This window comes from Bacillus thuringiensis (genome assembly GCF_022095615.2).
Classification (GTDB): domain Bacteria; phylum Bacillota; class Bacilli; order Bacillales; family Bacillaceae_G; genus Bacillus_A; species Bacillus_A cereus_AG.
The window spans coordinates 3669380-3688520 of record NZ_CP155559.1; the positions used below are offsets into that span (position 1 = coordinate 3669380).

The following is a 19141-nucleotide window of genomic DNA, read 5'->3' on the forward strand; positions in this document are numbered from 1 at the left end:
TTAGTTAGAAAGGAGTGTTCATTTATGGCATTCGATGGATTATTTACAAGAGCAATTACACATGAAATTGCAAATTCTCTTTACACAGGAAGAATTTCCAAAATATATCAACCTTCAAAATACGAGATTTTATTACATATTCGAGCAAACGGAAAAAATCAAAAACTAATTCTTTCCGCTCATCCGACATATGCACGTTTACACTTAACAAATCAAAATTACGATTCACCTGCACTTCCGCCAATGTTTTGTATGCTTCTTCGTAAGCATTTAGAAGGTGGGTTCATTGAAAAAATTGAACAAATTGATTTAGAGCGTATTATTCAAATTACAGTTCGTAGCAGAAATGAAATTGGTGACGAATCGCTAAAAACATTAGTAATTGAAATAATGGGACGACATAGTAACATCATTTTAGTAGACACAAAAACAAACAATATTTTAGATAGCTTAAAACACGTTTCTTTAGCGGTAAACCGACATCGAACTGTATATGCTGGAGCGGAGTATATTGCACCACCAGCACAACATAAAATTAATCCACTTCAGATTGAAACAAATGATGAATTTATTAGACCGCTAGACTTTCTATCTGGAAACATGGATAAACAGCTTGTCGGCACCTTTACGGGAATTTCGCCGTTATTCGCAAAAGAAGTCGTGAAAAAAGCGGGTATGGTAAATGAAAAAGCATTAGCGGACGCATTTTTCTCCATACAAAAACCATTACTAACTCATACATATTCACCAACAATGACTACTTCAAATGGGAAAGAATTCTTTTATCTTTTCCCTCTTGCACACTTACAAGGAAAAGACAAGACATTCTCATCTGTTAGTGAATTGCTAGACCGTTTCTTTTTCGGAAAAGCAGAGCGCGACCGAGTAAAACAACAAGCTTATGATTTAGAGCGCTTTATGCAAAACGAAAAAAATAAAAATGAGAAAAAACTCATTAAACTAGAAAAAACATTACAAGATGCCGGAAAAGCAGATAAATATCAACTATTTGGAGAACTACTTACAGCCAACATGTACGCTTTGAAAAAAGGGGATAAAGATATTGAAGTCGTTAACTATTACGACGAAAATGGCGGAACTGTAAAAATTACATTAGATCCTTTAAAAACACCATCTGACAATGCGCAACGCTATTTCCAAAAGTACCAAAAAGCGAAAAATTCAGTTGTTGTTGTAGAAGAACAAATCGAAAAAACAAATGAAGAAATTCTTTATTTTGATAGCTTACTTCAACAAATGGAAGCTGCTTCTTCAAAAGATATTGAAGAAATTCGTGAGGAATTAGCTGAAGAAGGTTATATGCGCAATCGTAAAACGAAAAACGCAAAGAAAAAGCCTACCAAACCAGTATTAGATAAATATTTAGCAAGTGATGGTACAGAGATTTTCGTTGGTAAAAACAATAAACAAAATGATTATTTAACAACGAAGTTTGCCCGTCGTGATGAAATTTGGTTACATACGAAAGATATCCCGGGGTCTCATGTTGTCATTCGTTCTCTTGAACCTACCGAAGAAACTCTGTTAGAAGCTGCTAAAATTGCTGCCTATTTTAGTAAAGCAAAAGATTCTAGTTCTGTTCCTATAGATTTCACCAAAATACGCCATGTCAAAAAACCGAGTGGTGCAAAACTTGGTTTTGTTACGTACGACAATCAGCAAACCGTATATGTAACACCTGATGCTGATACTGTAATGAAATTAAAAGCGTAAATAAAAAATGCGTTGCTTATAAGCAACGCATTTTTTACATTCGTTCACACTAGTTCATATACCCATTTACTAATTCATAACATCTTGCTTTTGTCATCTTGTATTTCTCTTCTGAAGCTTCTATACGCCTCATCGTTCCGTTATTTGTATCAGTACCAATTGCTTTAACTTTACTTTCTTTTTCTTTAACCCACGCAATTTGTTTCGTTTTTAACGACTGGAACGCATCAGGTGATATCGTACTTTTTAATGTACTGTAAATTTCATTTAGTTTATTATCCCACAGTTCATAATTTCCTTCTATTTCATTTACTATATCGTTTGTGGACATGGCATTTGTATGTTTTTCTTGTTTATCTATAGCAGCTAATTCGCTTAAAACATTTGCTCTATCTATCTTTGAAGAAGATTCTTTTTGCGATTGTTTCTCTTCTTTTGAGCCTGTATACGCACCCGAATCCTTTCTCTGTACTTGTTCTGTTTCTTGAATATTTCTTTCTTTCGTTACCTTTTCATACCTATTTTTATCTACATTGTATGAAATAAGAGATGTTTTCGCATTTACAGTAATTAATCCGTTACTATCTTTGAATATGTATTTCTTATCGCCACTATTTTCTTCACTTACAAATGACACATTCTTATCGTCTGGCATTTTTAAAATTCTATTTGCTTCTTCTTTTGTAAGTTTTAAATCTTCAGGAAAAACGAATGACCATTTATCCATTAACCATTCCCCTTCTTTATACACCAAATGAAATTCCCAATCTTGGGCCGCATGACCTATTTCATCTTCTAAACTTAATGTATGTACCGTTAAATTTTCTTTATCTTGTGAAGAAGAAAATCTTATTTCAGTTTGAAAATAATTTGGGAAGGGTAACATATCAGTCTCTCTCGATCTATTAAAGTTATCAAGCAATTCAGGAAGCTGATTCTCTACAAACTTTTCTGAAACTAATCCCTTAACTCCTTTTTTAGCTGTCTCTAAATCCCCAGGATTATTTCGGCTCCATCCATTTTCTTTTTCCATCTCACTAAACGCATTTGCTATTCCATCTACACTCTTTCTTACAATCTTTTTCGCTTCTTTTTCTGTCACTTCTGGCGCTTCATCAAGCTGTTCAATCGTTTCATTTACTTGAACTTTGTGTTCACTTGTTTCACACCCCGTTATAACAAGCATACTAGCGGCCAAACAAAATGACATTACTTTACTTAATTTCTTCATATACTCACAATCCCTATTCCTTCATATTCGTTACGTTTCCCTATCTCTGAGAGAAATCCAACAATTACCTATTATATCAATAACAGTTGTTTATTTGTATATTAAATTTTATGTTATATCAGAATAAAACAAAGGACATACTTTCAAAATATATATACTAAAAAATCTTTTCTCCTTTTCTTCCATATTGTCAAAAAAATTGACAGTGCTCTTTCGAATTTGTATAAATTTTTTGACAACTTGTGAAGAAAGTGACATTTCGGTCAATATTTTTCTTATTCTCCCACTGATAATTGAAATAATCTGTATTTCACGAGCAGCCCATCACCCACAAATGGCAGGCTAAATTCCCTACCTAAAATATATGCAATTTCTGTTATCTTTTCTCTAAAAATATTTTTTGGCACGCTATTTGCTTTATTCAATACTGTGAATAGGGGGAATTAACATGACTTTGAAAATTAATAAAATCCAAAATCAACTACAAAACTATGAAATTGACGGATTACTTATTACAAAAAAAGAAAATCGTCAATATGCAACCGGCTTTACAGGTAGCGCTGGCGTCGTCTTAATCTCTGCGGATAACGCTGTTTTTATAACTGATTTTCGCTATGTAGATCAAGCGAAATCACAAATAAAAGATGCTGAAATTATTATGCATAAAGGAAATTTAGAAAAAGAAGTTGCACATCAAATATCGAAATTAAACATTCAAAAACTCGGAATTGAAGAAAATAACATGACATTACAACAATATAAAAACTTACAAAAATACGTACATGCGGAAATGGTTCAAGTGTGCGAAATCATCGAAAATATTCGTATTATTAAAGACACGCCTGAAATAGAAACAATGAAAATCGCTGCTAATATTGCTGATAAAGCTTTTCGACACATCCTTACGTTTCTAAAACCAGGAATAAGTGAAAATGATGTACGAGATGAGTTAGAATTTTTCATGCGAAAAAAAGGGGCTACATCTTCTTCATTCCAAATCATTGTAGCTTCTGGCGTTCGTTCTTCACTTCCTCATGGAGTTGCATCAAATAAAATAATCGAACGAGGCGACATCGTTACATTAGATTTCGGTGCACTTTACGATGGATATTGTTCCGATATAACTCGTACTGTAGCAATCGGCGAACCACCAGAAGAATTCAAAAAGATATACAATGTTGTACGAGAAGCCCTAAAACGTGGAACTGAAGCAATTAAGCCTGGAGAAACTGCGAAAAGTATCGATGATATAACGAGAGATTACATCACTGAACATGGATACGGTCAATATTTTGGACACTCTACTGGTCATGGTCTTGGGTTAGAAATACATGAACCTCTTCGCCTATCCCAAGAAAGTAAAGCCACTTTAGAAGAAGGTATGGTTGTTACAGTGGAACCAGGCATTTATATACCAAACTGGGGCGGTTGTAGGATTGAAGATGATATTGTCATCACAAAAGACGGCTATGAAGTTATTACAAAATCAAATCGGGAACTAATTGTGATTCCTTGTTAAAATCATGACCTTTTTAAAAGGAGTTTTTCTCTGCACATAGAATTCTTTCTCTGGAGTCATCGTTTAAAGAGGGGGCATTTAAATTGAATTTTGTAATTGATAAAATAGATGGTTTACATCCTGAATTTTCCAAACTTGTTTCCATGATGAATTACGCTCGCTATACAACAATGCAGGCAGTGGAAGCTTTAACAATGGAAGAACTTGATTATTTATATGATGAGGAAGCAAATTCAATTGGCATGCTTTTGTACCATATGGCCGCTATTGAATTTTACTACCAGATTCATACTTTTGAAGACCGTGAACCAACGGAGGCTGAATTAGAACAGTGGTTACCTGCTATTGAGTTAGGATCTCTTGGACGCGAGAAAATAAAAGAAAACCCTATAGAATTTTACATAAACACATTACAAGAAGTACGTTCCAAAACGATCGAGACTTTTCAATCGTTACCTGATGAATGGCTATTTAAAACGACAGAATTTTGGTATGACAAACCAGCGAATAACTATTTTAAGTGGTTTCACGTATTTGAAGATGAAATCAATCATCGTGGACAAATTCGTTTAGTTAAAAAGATGCAAACAGCTCATTCAGTAAAATGAGAAAATGCCACCTTATTCGGTGGCATTTTCTTTTATTCATTAACGAATAACTTTGCGTTTACTTTTTTAGCAACTACCGCTATCGATATTAAAATACATATTAAGTATAGCAATTTCGCAATAAACAACCACCCTTGAAACATTATAATTCCATCTATTATCTCATTTCCTTTCAATAACAAAAATGGAATCGTGCTAATTATAATGACAAACTCGATGCTGAAAACAATTTTCTTTTTTCGGCTATATGCTTTCCATTCATTCCAGCGATACATAGGTGCAAAAATCAATACTCCTATACATAATATAACTGGTACCCATTCACTTTTAAGAAATTGCCCTGAAATAACTGATAATAGTAAACAAACGAGCACACCATAATACCCTATCTTCTCTCTCATTCGTCCCCCCCATTCTACTTCTTCTTTAATATGTAACTTACTATACTTATAACAATTCTTAGAAAAATAACAACTACAATTACAATATAGAGACCTTTTGCTGAAGACATCCATTCTTGAAAAATAGACATTTTCTCCATTTGTTTCTGCCCTTCTATTAAAAGGAACCCTACGAAAAATGAGCAAACAACAGTGACACCTATCATAATTCCAATACTTTTCTTGCTATATTGTTTCATATCATCCCAGTTATATAACAGTACAAAAACAAACCCGAAAACAGGTATGATACTTATCCATTCATTGTTTGTAAACAGATTTAAAATGATTAATAGACTACAAGATATGATAAATCCCCAAAATCCAATTTTTTTGTGCATAAGCCCTCCTTTAATTCCATTTTTAGGATTAATTGTATTGTAACATCCATTTTCTCTTCTTACCATTTCAGTACATGAAATTTCACTTTTTTTCTTTTTCCTATACTCACATACTTTCACCGCTTTCATACAATAAACTACACGAATGCCTAAAGGATGTGAATGTTATGGGAGTTGAATTAACGCTATTACATGCTCTCTATATTCTTTGTTTACTCACTATTATTACTTTTTTTATTCTCAGGAAAGATACGACGATTATTTGTATCGTTTTTATCTTTTTATTAGCATTAACTGCTACAAGTTCTATCCCTCTTGCCATTAGCGGTATTTTTCAAAGTTTCATTTATGCCATTACTGAGCTATTACCAACTATATTAATCATCTCCATTATCGTATCAATGAGCAATTTACTCGTTCATACTGGCATAAATGATACGATGATTTCACCATTTACAAAAATGATTCGTACCCCTACCCTCGCCTACTGGATTATCGGACTTTTAATGATGACAATTTCTTTCTTCTTTTGGCCTTCTCCAGCTGTCGCCTTAATGGGAGCTATTTTATTACCCGTCGCTGTACGCGTCGGTCTTCCGCCAATTGGAGTTGCCATTGCTATGAACTTATTCGGACACGGCATCGCCTTATCTGGTGACTTCGTTATTCAAGGTGCACCGAAATTAACTGCAGATGCTGCTGGTCTTCCTGTTTCCAGCGTTGTTTCTGCTAGTGTTCCCCTCGTTATCGTTATGGGGATTGTAACAACTTCCGTCGCATTTTTCTTCTTGCGTAAAGAATTTCATACAGGCTTATCTATACAAGAATCTATTCCATCAACTGAGTCTTCTAAAACGCTCACTTCATTATCTTCTCGGACAAAAAAATGGCTCGCTATCTGTATTCCGATCGTATATGCCATCGATATCCTTTGCATGATTCAATTTAAACTACAAGGAAGCGATGCAACTGCACTTATCGGCGGGACGACTGTTATTATGATTATCATTATTTCCCTCATCGCCTACAAAGGAAATGGGCTGAATAAAACGACCGATTATTTTATAGAAGGGCTCCAATTTGGATTTAAAATCTTTGGTCCAGTTATTCCAATTGCTGCACTCTTTTATTTAGGGGATAGCGGTTTTGTAAAAATTATTGGAGACTATTTACCGAAAGGTTCACATGGAATCATTAACGACTTAGGCATCGCCTTATCTCAAAATGTTCCTTTAAACCAATATGTATCGGCAGGAACATTAACTATCGTTGGTGTTATAACAGGATTAGATGGATCTGGATTTTCAGGTATATCGCTTGCTGGTTCGATTGCTAACCTTTTTGGAACAGCACTTGGACATGGAACAGCTACATTAACAGCACTCGGGCAAATCGCAGCAATCTGGACGGGAGGCGGAACATTAATTCCTTGGGCGCTTATTCCTGCCGCTGCCATTTGTAAAGTTGATCCATTTGAACTTGCACGCCGAAATTTTTTACCTGTTGTGATTGGCTTAATTGTCACCACGATCGTTGCGATGTTTATTTTATAACGTAAGTAAGTGTTCTCTTGCTTACGTTTTTTATTGTGAAATCCATCATTTATTACTGACCTCCAAAAGGGATTATGGATATATTAGCGAAATTATATTAAGAGAGTATTTACTTCAAAACGTTTACGAGAAACAGATTACTTCCATTAGAAAAGGGGACATAACTATGAATGAATTGATTTTCGTCTTATTAATTTGTCCATTACTTATCTTTATCATTTCTGTTATTGGAACACGCAAGACGAAAACGTATTACGTAATGCCGATTGTAACGTTTGCTAGTTTTTTAATAATAGGTGTTATCGCCTTTACTCCTAAATTTTTCTTTTGGGTTGGCATGTACAGCATCTTCTCGTTTATCGTTTCTTATATGACTCTATTGTTTGTAAGAGGATATGAGATTGCAGAAAGCAATAGGTAGTTATTAGTAGGGAGATTTTCTTTGATATCGATGGAACTCTTTACTTGATTATGACTCCGCTGAGAGAAATGGTATTTTACATTTCTTCCAGAGCTGGAATGCATGGTATTTAGTTAAACCGGAACGACTCACTGCTAAAATACGATGTGCTCACATACGTTCTTTACGTGAATTTTTAACAATTATATAAAAAAAAGACCGCGTTCCCCCGCGGTCTTTTTTTTCGTGTTACGCTGTGATCCAAGCTTCGTTTGCTGGATTTTTACGCCACTCTTGTAATTTTTTCGTTTCAGCTTGTCCGATCATACCTTTTTCTGCTGCAACTTCAGTTAATGCACTGTAGTCGCTTAAAGAGTATGATGCTACGTTCGCTGATTCTAGTTTTTCTTTTCCTGCTTCTAGCTCGTATGTGAAGATTGATACGATTCCTAATACTTCACAGCCAGCTTCGCGAAGTGCTTCTACACAAGTAATTGCACTACCGCCAGTTGAAATTAAGTCTTCTACTACTACTACTTTTTGACCTTTTTCAGCTTTTCCTTCGATTTGGTTCCCTTTACCGTGACCTTTTGCTTTACTACGTACGTAGCACATTGGTAAATCCATACGGTCGCTTACCCATGCAGCGTGCGCAATACCAGCAGTTGCTGTTCCTGCAATAACTTCTACAGTTGGGAAGTGCTCTTTAATTAACTCTTCTAATCCAGCTGCAATTGCTTGACGTACTTTTGGATAAGATAAAGTTAAACGATTATCACAATAAATTGGTGATTTCATACCAGAAGACCAAGTGAATGGATCATTCGGTTGTAAAAATACTGCTCCAATTTCTAATAAATGCGATGCGATTTCTTTTTTCATACTGTTACACCTTCCCACTGTTGTTTTACTGTTTTATACGCTTCAAGCGGATTTTCTGCTTTTGTAATACTACGTCCAACTACGATGTAGCTTGAGCCAAGTTCCCTCGCACGTTTCGGTGTTGCTACTCGCACCTGGTCATTTACATCATCGCTTGCAAGACGAATCCCCGGTGTTACTGTTACAAATTCATTTCCGCATACTTCACGTAATTTTGGAACTTCAAGTGTTGAACAAACAACTCCATCAAGTCCACTTTCTTTCGTTAATTTTGCATAATGAGCAACCGCTTCTTCTAACGTTTTCTCAATGCCGATCTCTTTTTTCATCATAGCTTCCGAAGTGCTTGTTAGTTGTGTAACTGCAATACAAATCGGTCTCTCTTTTCCTTCTTGCTTACCTTCCTCTAATCCCTCAATCGCAGCTTTCATCATGCTACTTCCCCCAGCAGCATGAACATTTACCATATCAACATCTAGACTAGCTAGGCTACGCATAGCACTTTTTACTGTATTCGGAATATCATGAAGTTTTAAATCTAGGAAGATCTTATGTCCCTTTTCTTTTAAGTACGTAATAATCGCAGGGCCTTCTTTGTAGAATAACTCCATACCTACTTTGACAAATAACTCTTCCCCTTCAAAGTGGTATAAAAATTGCTCTACTTCTTGTTTCCCTGGAAAATCTAGTGCAACGATTAACGACTGTGACATGTTTGCTTCCAGCTCCTTCCTTGACATTCCGAAATGTGATCAAATCCTAGTTCATCTAATAGTGCTGGTAACTCTTCAATAATTGTCGGACATACGAACGGATCGATAAAGTTCGCTGTACCTACTGCAACTGCGCTTGCGCCAGCGTAGAAGAATTCAATTACATCTTCAGCTGTTTCAATACCACCCATTCCGATAATTGGAATGTTAACCGCTTGACTTACTTCATGTACCATACGAATTGCTACTGGCTTAATCGCAGGTCCTGATAGTCCGCCTGTACGGTTTGCTAAAATTGGTTTAGCTGTTTTTAAATCTAGACGCATACCAAGCAATGTATTAATCATCGTTAAACCGTCTGCACCCGCATTTTCAATCGCTTTCGCAATTTCCACTATATTTGCCACGTTCGGTGACAATTTCACATATACAGGTACTTCAGAAACCTCTTTTACTCGCTTCGTTAAATCAGCAGCAATTTCAGGATTTGTACCAAAGGCGATACCACCTGTTTTTACGTTTGGACAAGAAATGTTTAACTCTAGTGCATGAACATTAGGCGCTTTAGAAATTTCCTTTGCAACCGCTACGTAATCCTCAGCTTGTGAGCCTGCAACGTTCGCAATAATCGGAAGGTCAAATTGCTCGAGAAAAGGTAATTCGGAATTCATTACTTTTTCTAGCCCTGGGTTTTGAAGTCCGATGGCATTTAACATGCCGCCTGGTGTTTCAGCAACACGAGGCGTCGGATTTCCATAACGTGGTTGTTCTGTCGTCGCTTTAATCATGATTGATCCTAGTACACTTAAATCGTAAAACTGTGCATATTCACGACCAAATCCGAAGCATCCAGATGCCGGTATAATTGGATTTTTTAATGATAATCCTGGTAATTCAACTTGCAATCTGTTCATAGTACAACCTCCCCGATTGGAAATACTGGTCCGTCGCTACACACCTTCTTGTAAGAATGTCCACTTGGATCTTCTTGTAAGTGGCATACACATGCGAAACAAGCTCCAATACCACAGCCCATACGTTCTTCTAATGAAATATAGGCTTTTTTCTCTTTGTAACGTCCTTCTAATGCACGAAGCATCGCTAACGGGCCACATGAATAAAGAATGTCAAAGTCAATTCCGTAATTATCAATTACATCTGTGACAAACCCTTTTGTACCGTGTGTACCGTCTACTGTCGCAACATACGTATCACCAAGTTCTGCAAATTTTTCTTCATAGAAAACAACATCTTTCGTTTGAAAACCTAAGATGTGAATCACACGTACACCTTTTGCAACGAGGCGCTGTGATAATTCATAAAGTGGTGGTACACCAATTCCCCCGCCTACTAATAAAGCTGTTTGTCCAGCTTCTGCTTCTTCTACAGGAAAGCCGTGTCCTAATGGTCCTAGAACGTCTACCATTTCACCTTGTTTTCTAGTTGCTAATGTTTTTGTCCCTTGTCCTTCCGCACGATATAGCATTGTAAATTCGTTCTTCTCTTGATCTACATTACAAATACTAATCGGGCGGCGCAGAAGGGGCGCAATGCCCTCTGCTACCTTAATGTGTACAAACTGCCCTGGTTCGTGCATTTGCTGTACTAAATTTCCTTGAAGCACTAATTCGTAAATGTTTTTTGCGATTTCTTTTTGGTTAACGACAATCATATTTTGCTTTTGCATCATGCATGTACCACCTCGTGACGCTTTGTTTGCGTAATTTCTTTCATTGAATGAGCTGAGAATGTCATAGATTCTAATACTCGTAAGATTGCTCTTGTTGTATCAAGTGATGTTAAGCAAGCCACACCATTTTCTACTGATTCACGGCGAATGCGGAAACCATCACGCGCTGGTTGTTTACCTTTTGTTAATGTATTGATTACAAACTGTGCTTTTCCTTGACGGATAATATCTAGTAAGTTGTATTCTTCAGAATCAATTTTGTTTACAACTTGTACTGGAATATTTTGCTCTGCTAACGATTGTGCTGTTCCAGCTGTTGCTAATAAGTTATAGCCGATTTCGTGGAAACGTTTTGCAATTTCCATTGCTTCTTCTTTATCTTTATCCGCTACAGTAATGATTACTGATCCGTGTGTTGGAATGTTAATTCCAGAAGCAACTAACCCTTTGTATAATGCTTTTTCAAGTGTTAAGTCTTTCCCCATTACTTCCCCTGTTGATTTCATTTCAGGTCCTAATGTTGTATCAACTGAACGTAGCTTCGCAAATGAGAATACCGGTGCTTTTACATACACTTCTTTCTCTTCTGGGTGATAACCAGTTCCATATCCTTGTTCTACAAGATCTTGACCTAAAATAACTTTCGTTGCAACATTCGCCATCGGTACACCTGTAATTTTACTTAAGAATGGTACTGTACGGCTCGCACGTGGATTTACTTCAATTACATACACTTCATCTTTGAATACTACAAACTGAATGTTTAGTAATCCAACAATGTTTAAACCTTTTCCAAGTGCAATTGTATGTTCAATAATTTGTTCTTTCAGTTTTGCAGATAAGCTTTGTGGTGGATATACTCCGATTGAGTCACCAGAGTGAACTCCAGCGCGTTCAATATGTTCCATAATACCTGGAATGAATACATTCTCACCGTCTGAAATTGCATCTACTTCAATTTCTTTACCAACCATGTAACGATCGATTAATACTGGATGATCTGCGTGAACTTTAACCGCATTTTTCATGTAGTGCAGCAGTTCTTCTTGACGATATACGATTTCCATCGCGCGTCCACCTAGTACGTAAGATGGTCTTACTAATACTGGGTAACCAATTTTGTCAGCGATTGCTACCGCTTGTTCTACAGTCGTTGCTGTTTTACCAACTGGTTGCGGGATACCAAGCTGTGTTAGAGCTGCTTCAAACTTATCACGATCTTCTGCACGGTCTAAATCTTCAAGTGATGTTCCTAAGATTTTCACACCGTGAGCCTCTAATTTAGCAGCTAAGTTAATTGCCGTTTGTCCACCGAATTGGACGATAACACCTTCTGGTTTTTCTAAATCGATAATATGCATTACATCTTCGATTGTTAATGGTTCAAAGTATAATTTGTCAGAAATACTGAAGTCTGTTGAAACTGTTTCTGGATTGTTATTAACAATAATTGCCTCATATCCAGCTTCTTTAATTGCCCATACAGAGTGAACTGTTGCATAGTCAAACTCAACACCTTGACCGATACGGATTGGACCAGATCCTAGAACTACTACACTCTTACGATCAGTTCTAACCGATTCATTCTCGTCACCATATGTGCTGTAGTAGTATGGCGTTGCAGATTCAAACTCTGCCGCACAAGTATCTACCATTTTATAAACAGGAGTTATATTGCTTTCTTTACGCATATCGTAAATTTCACGCTCTGTTTTGTTCCAAGCATTGGCGATGTAATGGTCACTGAAGCCCATTTCTTTCGCTGATTGTAACACTTCCATATTTCCTACATTCGCTTTTACTTCGCGTTCCATGTTTACGATGTTTTCAACTTTTTGTAAGAAGAAGAAGTCCATTTCACACCATTCGTTGATTTCTTCTTTCGTTACACCTTGACGGATCGCTTCTGCTACAATAAACAGTCGCTCATCATCAGCTTTTATAATGCGTTTTTTCATTGTCTCTTTATCAAGCTCTTTTAAATGCTCTAATTCTAAGTGATAAACGCCAAGTTCTAAAGAACGAACCGCTTTTAATAACGATTGCTCTAAGTTACGTCCGATTGACATAACTTCACCAGTTGCCTTCATTTGTGTACCCAGTGTTCTGTTTGCTGATTCAAACTTATCAAATGGCCAGCGCGGAATTTTTGAAACAACATAGTCTAATGCTGGTTCGAAACAAGCATATGTTTTTTGTGTTACTGGATTTATAATTTCATCTAATGTTAAACCGACTGCAATTTTTGCCGCTAGCTTCGCAATTGGATATCCCGTTGCTTTAGATGCTAGTGCAGATGAACGACTTACACGCGGGTTTACTTCGATTACATAGTATTGGAAGCTATGTGGATCAAGTGCAAGCTGAACGTTACATCCACCTTCAATTCCTAATGCGCGAATAATTCGTAATGAAGTGTTTCGTAACATTTGATATTCACGGTCGCTTAATGTTTGGCTCGGTGCTACTACGATAGAATCACCTGTGTGAACCCCAACTGGATCAATGTTTTCCATGTTACATACTACAATCGCGTTATCATTCGAATCACGCATTACTTCATATTCAATTTCCTTACAACCAGCAATGCTCTTTTCTAATAAACATTGTGTTACTGGACTATGTTTTAATCCACCTGATACGATTTCGATTAGTTCTTCTTCATTACTACAGATTCCGCCACCTGTTCCTCCCATTGTAAATGCTGGGCGAACAATAACTGGATAACCAATTTCTTTTACAAATTCATGTGCTTCTTCTAGCGTATGAATAATCGTGCTAGATGGAATTGGTTCATTTAAATCCTGCATTAATGTACGGAATAAATCGCGATCCTCAGCTTGCTCGATTGCTGATAATTTTGTTCCTAAAATTTCAACTCCGCATTCTTCAAGTATGCCTGATTTCGCAAGTTCAACCGCCATATTTAAGCCTGTTTGACCACCTAATGTTGGTAAGATTGCATCTGGACGTTCTTTACGAATGATACGGCTTACGAATTCTAGTGTTAATGGTTCTATATATACTTTATCTGCTGTTGCAGTATCTGTCATAATTGTTGCTGGGTTAGAGTTAACAAGGATTACTTTGTAACCTTCTTCTCTAAGAGATTGACAAGCTTGTGTACCAGAGTAGTCAAACTCTGCTGCTTGCCCAATTACAATTGGTCCTGATCCGATTACTAAAATTGTGTTAATGTCTAGGCGTTTTGGCATAACTCTTCCCCTTCTTTCTTGAAGTTTTCAATCATTGCTAAGAAATCTTCGAATAAATCGTTTGCATCTTCTGGTCCTGCTGAAGCTTCTGGATGGTATTGCACTGTAAATGCTGGGAATTTCGTATGACGAAGACCTTCTACTGTTCCATCATTTAAAGCAACGTGTGTAATTTCAAGTTCTGTATTTCCAACTGATTCTTCTTCTACTGCGTAACCATGGTTTTGAGATGTAATTGCTACTTTTCCAGTTGCAAGATTTTTTACTGGATGATTTAAACCACGGTGACCGAATTTTAACTTACTTGTATTCGCACCAGATGCTAGCGCAAACAATTGATGTCCTAGGCAAATTCCGAATAAAGGAACTTTACCGATAATGTCTTTTAACATTTCAATTGCTTCTGGTACATCTTTTGGATCCCCAGGTCCGTTACTTAACATAATTCCATCTGGGCTAAGACGTAAAATCTCTTCTGCTGTTGTATTGTAAGGTACAACAATTACATCACAATCACGCTTATTTAATTCTCGTAAAATACCATGTTTCATTCCGAAGTCTACAAGTACAACTCGGTGTCCACGGCCTGGACTTGGGTATGGATCTTTCGTTGATACGCGTTTCACATGATCTGTAAAGACCGTTGCTTTCAATTGGCTAACGATGTATTCTACATCTGCATCCATGTTACATAGACGTCCACGTAATGTACCGTATTGACGAATTTTTCTCGTTAATTTTCTTGTATCAATTCCTGCTAATCCTGGGATATTTCTTTCCTTTAAGTAATCATTTAACGAAATTTCATTACGGAAGTTTGATGGGTGATCACAAATTTCGTTTACGATTAAACCATTTACAGATGGGTGAATCGATTCAAAATCGTCACGGTTGATGCCGTAGTTTCCGATTAATGGGTACGTGAATGTTACGATTTGACCGCAATATGATGGATCAGATAATGTTTCTTGATATCCAGTCATTCCTGTTGTAAATACAACCTCACCTGACTTTTCGATTTCTCCTCCGAAACCTTTTCCAATTAATACTGTTCCATCTTCTAAGATAAGTTGTCTTTTCATACTAATGCACTCTCCTTTTGCCATGCGATCTTACCGCCAACGATTGTCATTACCGGCCATCCTTGGCATTTCCAACCTGCGAATGGTGTATTTTTTCCTTTAGATAAGAATGTTGTTGGGTCAATCTCTTCTTCTTGTTCTAAATCAATGATTGTAATATCAGCTGTTCTACCTTCTTTCAGGCGACCTGCTTCTAAGCCGAATGTATCAGCTGGCTTTTCTGTTAAGAATTGAATTAACTGCTCTAATGTAATAATTCCTTTTTTCACAAGGTTTGTGTATAGAAGTGGGAATGCTGTTTCAAAACCAGTAATTCCAAATGGTGCTCTTTCAATTCCTTGTGCTTTCTCTTCCGCTGTATGCGGTGCATGATCAGTTGCGATCATATCGATTGTTCCATCTAATAAACCTTCAATTAGTGCTGCGTGATCTTCTTTTCCACGAAGCGGTGGGTTCATTTTAAAGTTAGGATCAGCTGATGGGATATCATCTTCACATAACACTAGGTGATGAGGTGTTACTTCTGCTGTTACTTTAATTCCAGCGCGTTTCGCATCACGGATTACACGTACAGATCCTTTCGTACTTACGTGACATACGTGATAGTGACAATCTGCCGCTTCAGCAAGCAGTATATCCCTTGCAATATGTACAGATTCACATACTGATGGGATACCGTTTAATCCGTGTTTCTCAGAAAACTTCCCTTCATGTACACAACCTTTATTAATAAGAGTATTCTCTTCACAGTGCGCAACTACTGCCATATTTAATTTCGCTGCACGCTTCATAGCAGCTAGCATCATGCTAGCATCTTGTACGCCTACACCGTCATCAGTGAAAGCAAATGCTCCAAGCTCTTTTAATGTTTCGAAATCTGTCATTTCAGAACCCGCTTGGCGTACTGTAATTGCTCCGTATGGTAGTACGTTGACATGCGCTTTTTCTTTAATACGATTTTGCAAGTCTTCCATATGTTCTCTGCAATCTGGTACTGGGCGTGTATTTGGCATTGCACAAATTGTAGTGAATCCACCTTTTGCCGCTGCTAGTGTACCTGTTTCAATTGTTTCTTTATGTTCACCACCTGGTTCACGAAGATGTACGTGTACATCTACTAATCCAGGTGCGATTAACTTTCCGTTCACATCGATTACTTCAGCATTATCTGCCGTAATATTTTCTGCTACCTTAGCGATTTTACCGTCTTGTACGAGAAGATCTGTTGCTACGATTTTTCCTTCTTCATTCATATAACGACCATTTTTAAACAAGTAATTCATGTTTCATTCCTCCTAATACATTTGGTAAGGCGCGTTTTAGTACAGCCATTCTTACGTAAACTCCATTTTCCATTTGTTTAAATATGCGTGAACGCTCACACTCAACAAGTTCACTTGCAATTTCAACATCACGGTTTACAGGAGCTGGATGCATAATAATGCTTCCTTCTTTCATACGCTTTTCTCTTTCCACTGTTAATCCGTGTTTCTCATGATACTCTTTCATAATGTCTGTTTCATAATGATCATGACGCTCATGTTGTACACGAAGTAACATCATTACATCCACTTCTGGAACAAGTTCATCTAATGGTTTGTATGTTCCAAATGTGTTGTCTTCATCTTTCCACTCTTCTGGACTTGCAAAGTAAATTGTTGCACCTAGTTTCGTTAATGCTTCTGCATTAGAACGTGCTACTCGGCTATGACGAACATCTCCTACTATTGCAATCTTCAATCCTTCAAATCTTCCAAACTCTTGTTTAATTGTAAGAAGGTCGAGTAGGCACTGCGTTGGGTGGTTTCCACATCCATCTCCAGCGTTTAAGATTGGGATATTCACCTGATCTTTTAATTCATCGAAGTAGCGATCTTGTTCATGGCGGATGACCACTGCTTTTGTTCCGATTGATTCTAGTGTTCTTATCGTATCGTATAAAGTTTCTCCTTTTTGTACGCTAGATGCATCAGCTGAAAAGTCTAAAACATCAAGTCCTAATCTCTTCTCAGCAACTTCAAAGCTAAATCTCGTTCTCGTACTATTCTCAAAGAACAAGTTCGCAACAAAAATTTGCTCTGTCGTTTTGCTCTCTTTTCCATTCGCGAAATCTTCTGCGTCTTTTAGGATTTCTGAAATTTCTACTTCCGATAATTCACTCATCGTTAACAAATGGCTCATCGTCATCCCTCATCTTTCTGATTTTTATGTTACCACTTTTGTATTTTTATAACAACCTTTGCATAAAAATACCCTAGTCGTGTGAGACTAGGGTGCATGAAAGAAGCCACCCTTTCCGGTCTCACAGGACTGAATTAAAAGGTTATTATTATGAAGCAATCTGCTTAGATTGTTTTATTTGTTTCGTTTCCGGTAGTAGTAGATTTAACAGTACACCTACAATTGCTGCTAGTGCCATTCCTTCTACTTGGAACGATTCTCCTACATGAAGTACCGCTCCACCAATACCGATTACTAGTATTACTGATGCAATCATTAAGTTGCGTTTGTCACTTAGGTCTGTTTTATCATCTACCATCATGCGTAATCCGCTTGATGCGATTACACCGAATAGTAAGATTGATACTCCGCCCATAACCGGTGTTGGGATCGAATGAATCAGTGCAGAAATCTTACCGATAAATCCGAACATGATTGCGAACACTGCTGAACCGATGAATAAGTATACACTGTATGCTCTCGTAATTGCTAGCACACCGATGTTTTCACCGTACGTTGTATTCGGTGGTCCACCGATTAGTGATGCGATTAATGTTGCTATACCATCACCGAATATCGAGCGATGTAAGCCTGGTTTTTCAATTAAATCTCTTTTAATAACATTTCCAAGTACAATTTGATGTCCGATATGCTCTGAAATTGTTACTAGTGCAACTGGTACCATCAAGAGTACAATCTTCCACGAAAACTCCGGAGTGTATGTTACAAACGGTACTGTGAAATCTGGTACAACAAACCATTTTGCCTCAGCTACCGGCTTTAAGTCTACTAGCCCTTGGAAGTAAGCGAAGATATACCCGCCGACGATACCAAGCAGTACTGGTATTATACTGAAAAATCCTCTTCCGAATATAGAGCAGATAATTGTAATTGCTAATGTTACTAATGCTACTGAAAAGTGTGTCATGCTATACTTACCATCTGCACCGTTCATCGCCATATTAACTGCTGTATGTGCTAAAGCTAGACCGATTACCATTACGACTGGACCAACTACGATTGGCGGAAGTAATTTCATAATCCACTCTGATCCTGATTTCTTAATTCCGAGTGAGATTAAGATGTACACAAGTCCTGCAAACAAACCTCCGAGCATTGCTGCTCCAGGTCCACCTGCTGTTTTCGCTGTTATAATCGGTGCGATAAAGGCGAATGATGATCCTAGATAGGCAGGTACTTGACCTTTTGTTATAAGAAGAAACGCTAGCGTTCCTAATCCACTTGATATTAATGCTACTGACGGATTCAATCCTGTTAAAAATGGAACAAGCACTGTTGATCCAAACATCGCGAACAAATGTTGTATACTTAAAAATAACCATTTTCCCGGTTTCGGTACTTCATTAACGTCTAACACTGGCTTTTGTTCCATTGTTACATCCTCCTTCAGTTTAAATCTTTGCAATAAAAAAACTCTCTGTGCCTGTGCACAAAGAGTCCTACACTTTCGTATGCCAAATTTGACATATGAAAGCCAAGACCCTTTGGCAGC

The 19141-nt window shown here is 37.2% G+C and carries 17 protein-coding genes and 1 pseudogene; 6 read left to right on the forward strand and 12 right to left on the reverse strand.

The window, feature by feature from the left end:
- Positions 1-24: 24 nt before the first annotated feature.
- Positions 25-1734, forward strand: coding sequence for an Rqc2 family fibronectin-binding protein (locus tag KZZ19_RS18850; RefSeq protein WP_088097512.1), 1710 nt, complete (start codon positions 25-27; stop codon positions 1732-1734).
- Between the two features lie 49 nt (positions 1735-1783).
- Here KZZ19_RS18850 and KZZ19_RS18855 read toward each other — a convergent pair whose 3' ends face one another.
- A complete protein-coding gene (locus KZZ19_RS18855; protein ID WP_237979355.1) occupies positions 1784-2965 on the reverse strand; it encodes a lysozyme inhibitor LprI family protein in 1182 nt (393 codons plus the stop codon).
- A 448-nt stretch (positions 2966-3413) separates the two neighbouring features.
- Here KZZ19_RS18855 and KZZ19_RS18860 point away from each other — a divergent pair, with 448 nt between their 5' ends.
- Both KZZ19_RS18860 and KZZ19_RS18865 read left to right on the forward strand, forming a co-directional pair.
- A complete protein-coding gene (locus tag KZZ19_RS18860) occupies positions 3414-4484 on the forward strand; it encodes a M24 family metallopeptidase (RefSeq protein WP_237979357.1) in 1071 nt (356 codons plus the stop codon).
- Between the two features lie 83 nt (positions 4485-4567).
- Positions 4568-5092, forward strand: a complete 525-nt coding sequence (locus KZZ19_RS18865; protein WP_237979359.1) for a DinB family protein — start codon at positions 4568-4570, stop codon at positions 5090-5092.
- 32 nt (positions 5093-5124) lie between these two features.
- Here the strand turns inward: KZZ19_RS18865 and KZZ19_RS18870 are convergent, their stop codons facing one another.
- Together KZZ19_RS18870 and KZZ19_RS18875 are read right to left on the reverse strand one after the other, a co-directional pair.
- Complete coding sequence (locus KZZ19_RS18870) at positions 5125-5493, reverse strand: YoqO family protein (RefSeq protein WP_237979361.1); 369 nt, start codon at positions 5491-5493, stop codon at positions 5125-5127.
- Positions 5494-5507: 14 nt separating this feature from the next.
- Positions 5508-5939: a YoqO family protein gene (locus KZZ19_RS18875; protein ID WP_170930158.1), complete on the reverse strand. Its 432-nt coding sequence runs from the start codon at positions 5937-5939 to the stop codon at positions 5508-5510.
- Positions 5940-6040: 101 nt separating this feature from the next.
- On the opposite strand from KZZ19_RS18875, the gene KZZ19_RS18880 reads away from it, so the two are divergent.
- From KZZ19_RS18880 to KZZ19_RS18890, 3 genes and pseudogenes are all read left to right on the forward strand, one after another.
- A complete protein-coding gene (locus tag KZZ19_RS18880) occupies positions 6041-7426 on the forward strand; it encodes a hypothetical protein (protein WP_088097517.1) in 1386 nt (461 codons plus the stop codon).
- A gap of 166 nt (positions 7427-7592) precedes the next feature.
- A complete protein-coding gene (locus KZZ19_RS18885) occupies positions 7593-7847 on the forward strand; it encodes a YbeF family protein (RefSeq protein WP_088097518.1) in 255 nt (84 codons plus the stop codon).
- A gap of 14 nt (positions 7848-7861) precedes the next feature.
- Positions 7862-7947: pseudogene (locus KZZ19_RS18890) on the forward strand (HAD family hydrolase); the annotation flags it as partial.
- 128 nt (positions 7948-8075) lie between these two features.
- Here the strand turns inward: KZZ19_RS18890 and pyrE are convergent.
- From pyrE to uraA, 9 genes are all read right to left on the reverse strand, one after another.
- The gene (pyrE, locus tag KZZ19_RS18895; RefSeq protein ID WP_063260442.1) at positions 8076-8708 is read right to left on the reverse strand and encodes an orotate phosphoribosyltransferase; all 633 of its coding nucleotides are present in this window, start codon (positions 8706-8708) and stop codon (positions 8076-8078) included.
- The gene (gene pyrF / locus KZZ19_RS18900) at positions 8705-9421 is read right to left on the reverse strand and encodes an orotidine-5'-phosphate decarboxylase (RefSeq protein WP_237979362.1); all 717 of its coding nucleotides are present in this window, start codon (positions 9419-9421) and stop codon (positions 8705-8707) included. The genes pyrE and pyrF overlap by 4 nt, the downstream gene beginning before the upstream one ends.
- Positions 9406-10335: a dihydroorotate oxidase B catalytic subunit gene (gene pyrD / locus KZZ19_RS18905; protein ID WP_001081053.1), complete on the reverse strand. Its 930-nt coding sequence runs from the start codon at positions 10333-10335 to the stop codon at positions 9406-9408. Before pyrD ends, pyrF begins: the two co-directional genes overlap by 16 nt.
- Positions 10332-11111: a dihydroorotate oxidase B electron transfer subunit gene (gene pyrK, locus KZZ19_RS18910; protein WP_237979364.1), complete on the reverse strand. Its 780-nt coding sequence runs from the start codon at positions 11109-11111 to the stop codon at positions 10332-10334. Before pyrK ends, pyrD begins: the two co-directional genes overlap by 4 nt.
- Positions 11108-14326, reverse strand: a complete 3219-nt coding sequence (gene carB, locus KZZ19_RS18915; RefSeq protein WP_088097521.1) for a carbamoyl-phosphate synthase large subunit — start codon at positions 14324-14326, stop codon at positions 11108-11110. The genes pyrK and carB overlap by 4 nt, the downstream gene beginning before the upstream one ends.
- A complete protein-coding gene (locus KZZ19_RS18920; protein WP_088097522.1) occupies positions 14311-15408 on the reverse strand; it encodes a carbamoyl phosphate synthase small subunit in 1098 nt (365 codons plus the stop codon). The genes carB and KZZ19_RS18920 overlap by 16 nt, the downstream gene beginning before the upstream one ends.
- The gene (gene pyrC / locus KZZ19_RS18925) at positions 15405-16691 is read right to left on the reverse strand and encodes a dihydroorotase (protein WP_001108374.1); all 1287 of its coding nucleotides are present in this window, start codon (positions 16689-16691) and stop codon (positions 15405-15407) included. The genes KZZ19_RS18920 and pyrC overlap by 4 nt, the downstream gene beginning before the upstream one ends.
- Positions 16675-17589: an aspartate carbamoyltransferase gene (pyrB, locus tag KZZ19_RS18930; RefSeq protein WP_088097523.1), complete on the reverse strand. Its 915-nt coding sequence runs from the start codon at positions 17587-17589 to the stop codon at positions 16675-16677. The genes pyrC and pyrB overlap by 17 nt, the downstream gene beginning before the upstream one ends.
- Before the next feature lie 148 nt (positions 17590-17737).
- Positions 17738-19021, reverse strand: a complete 1284-nt coding sequence (gene uraA / locus KZZ19_RS18935) for a uracil permease (protein WP_044737666.1) — start codon at positions 19019-19021, stop codon at positions 17738-17740.
- Between the last annotated feature and the right edge of the window lie 120 nt (positions 19022-19141).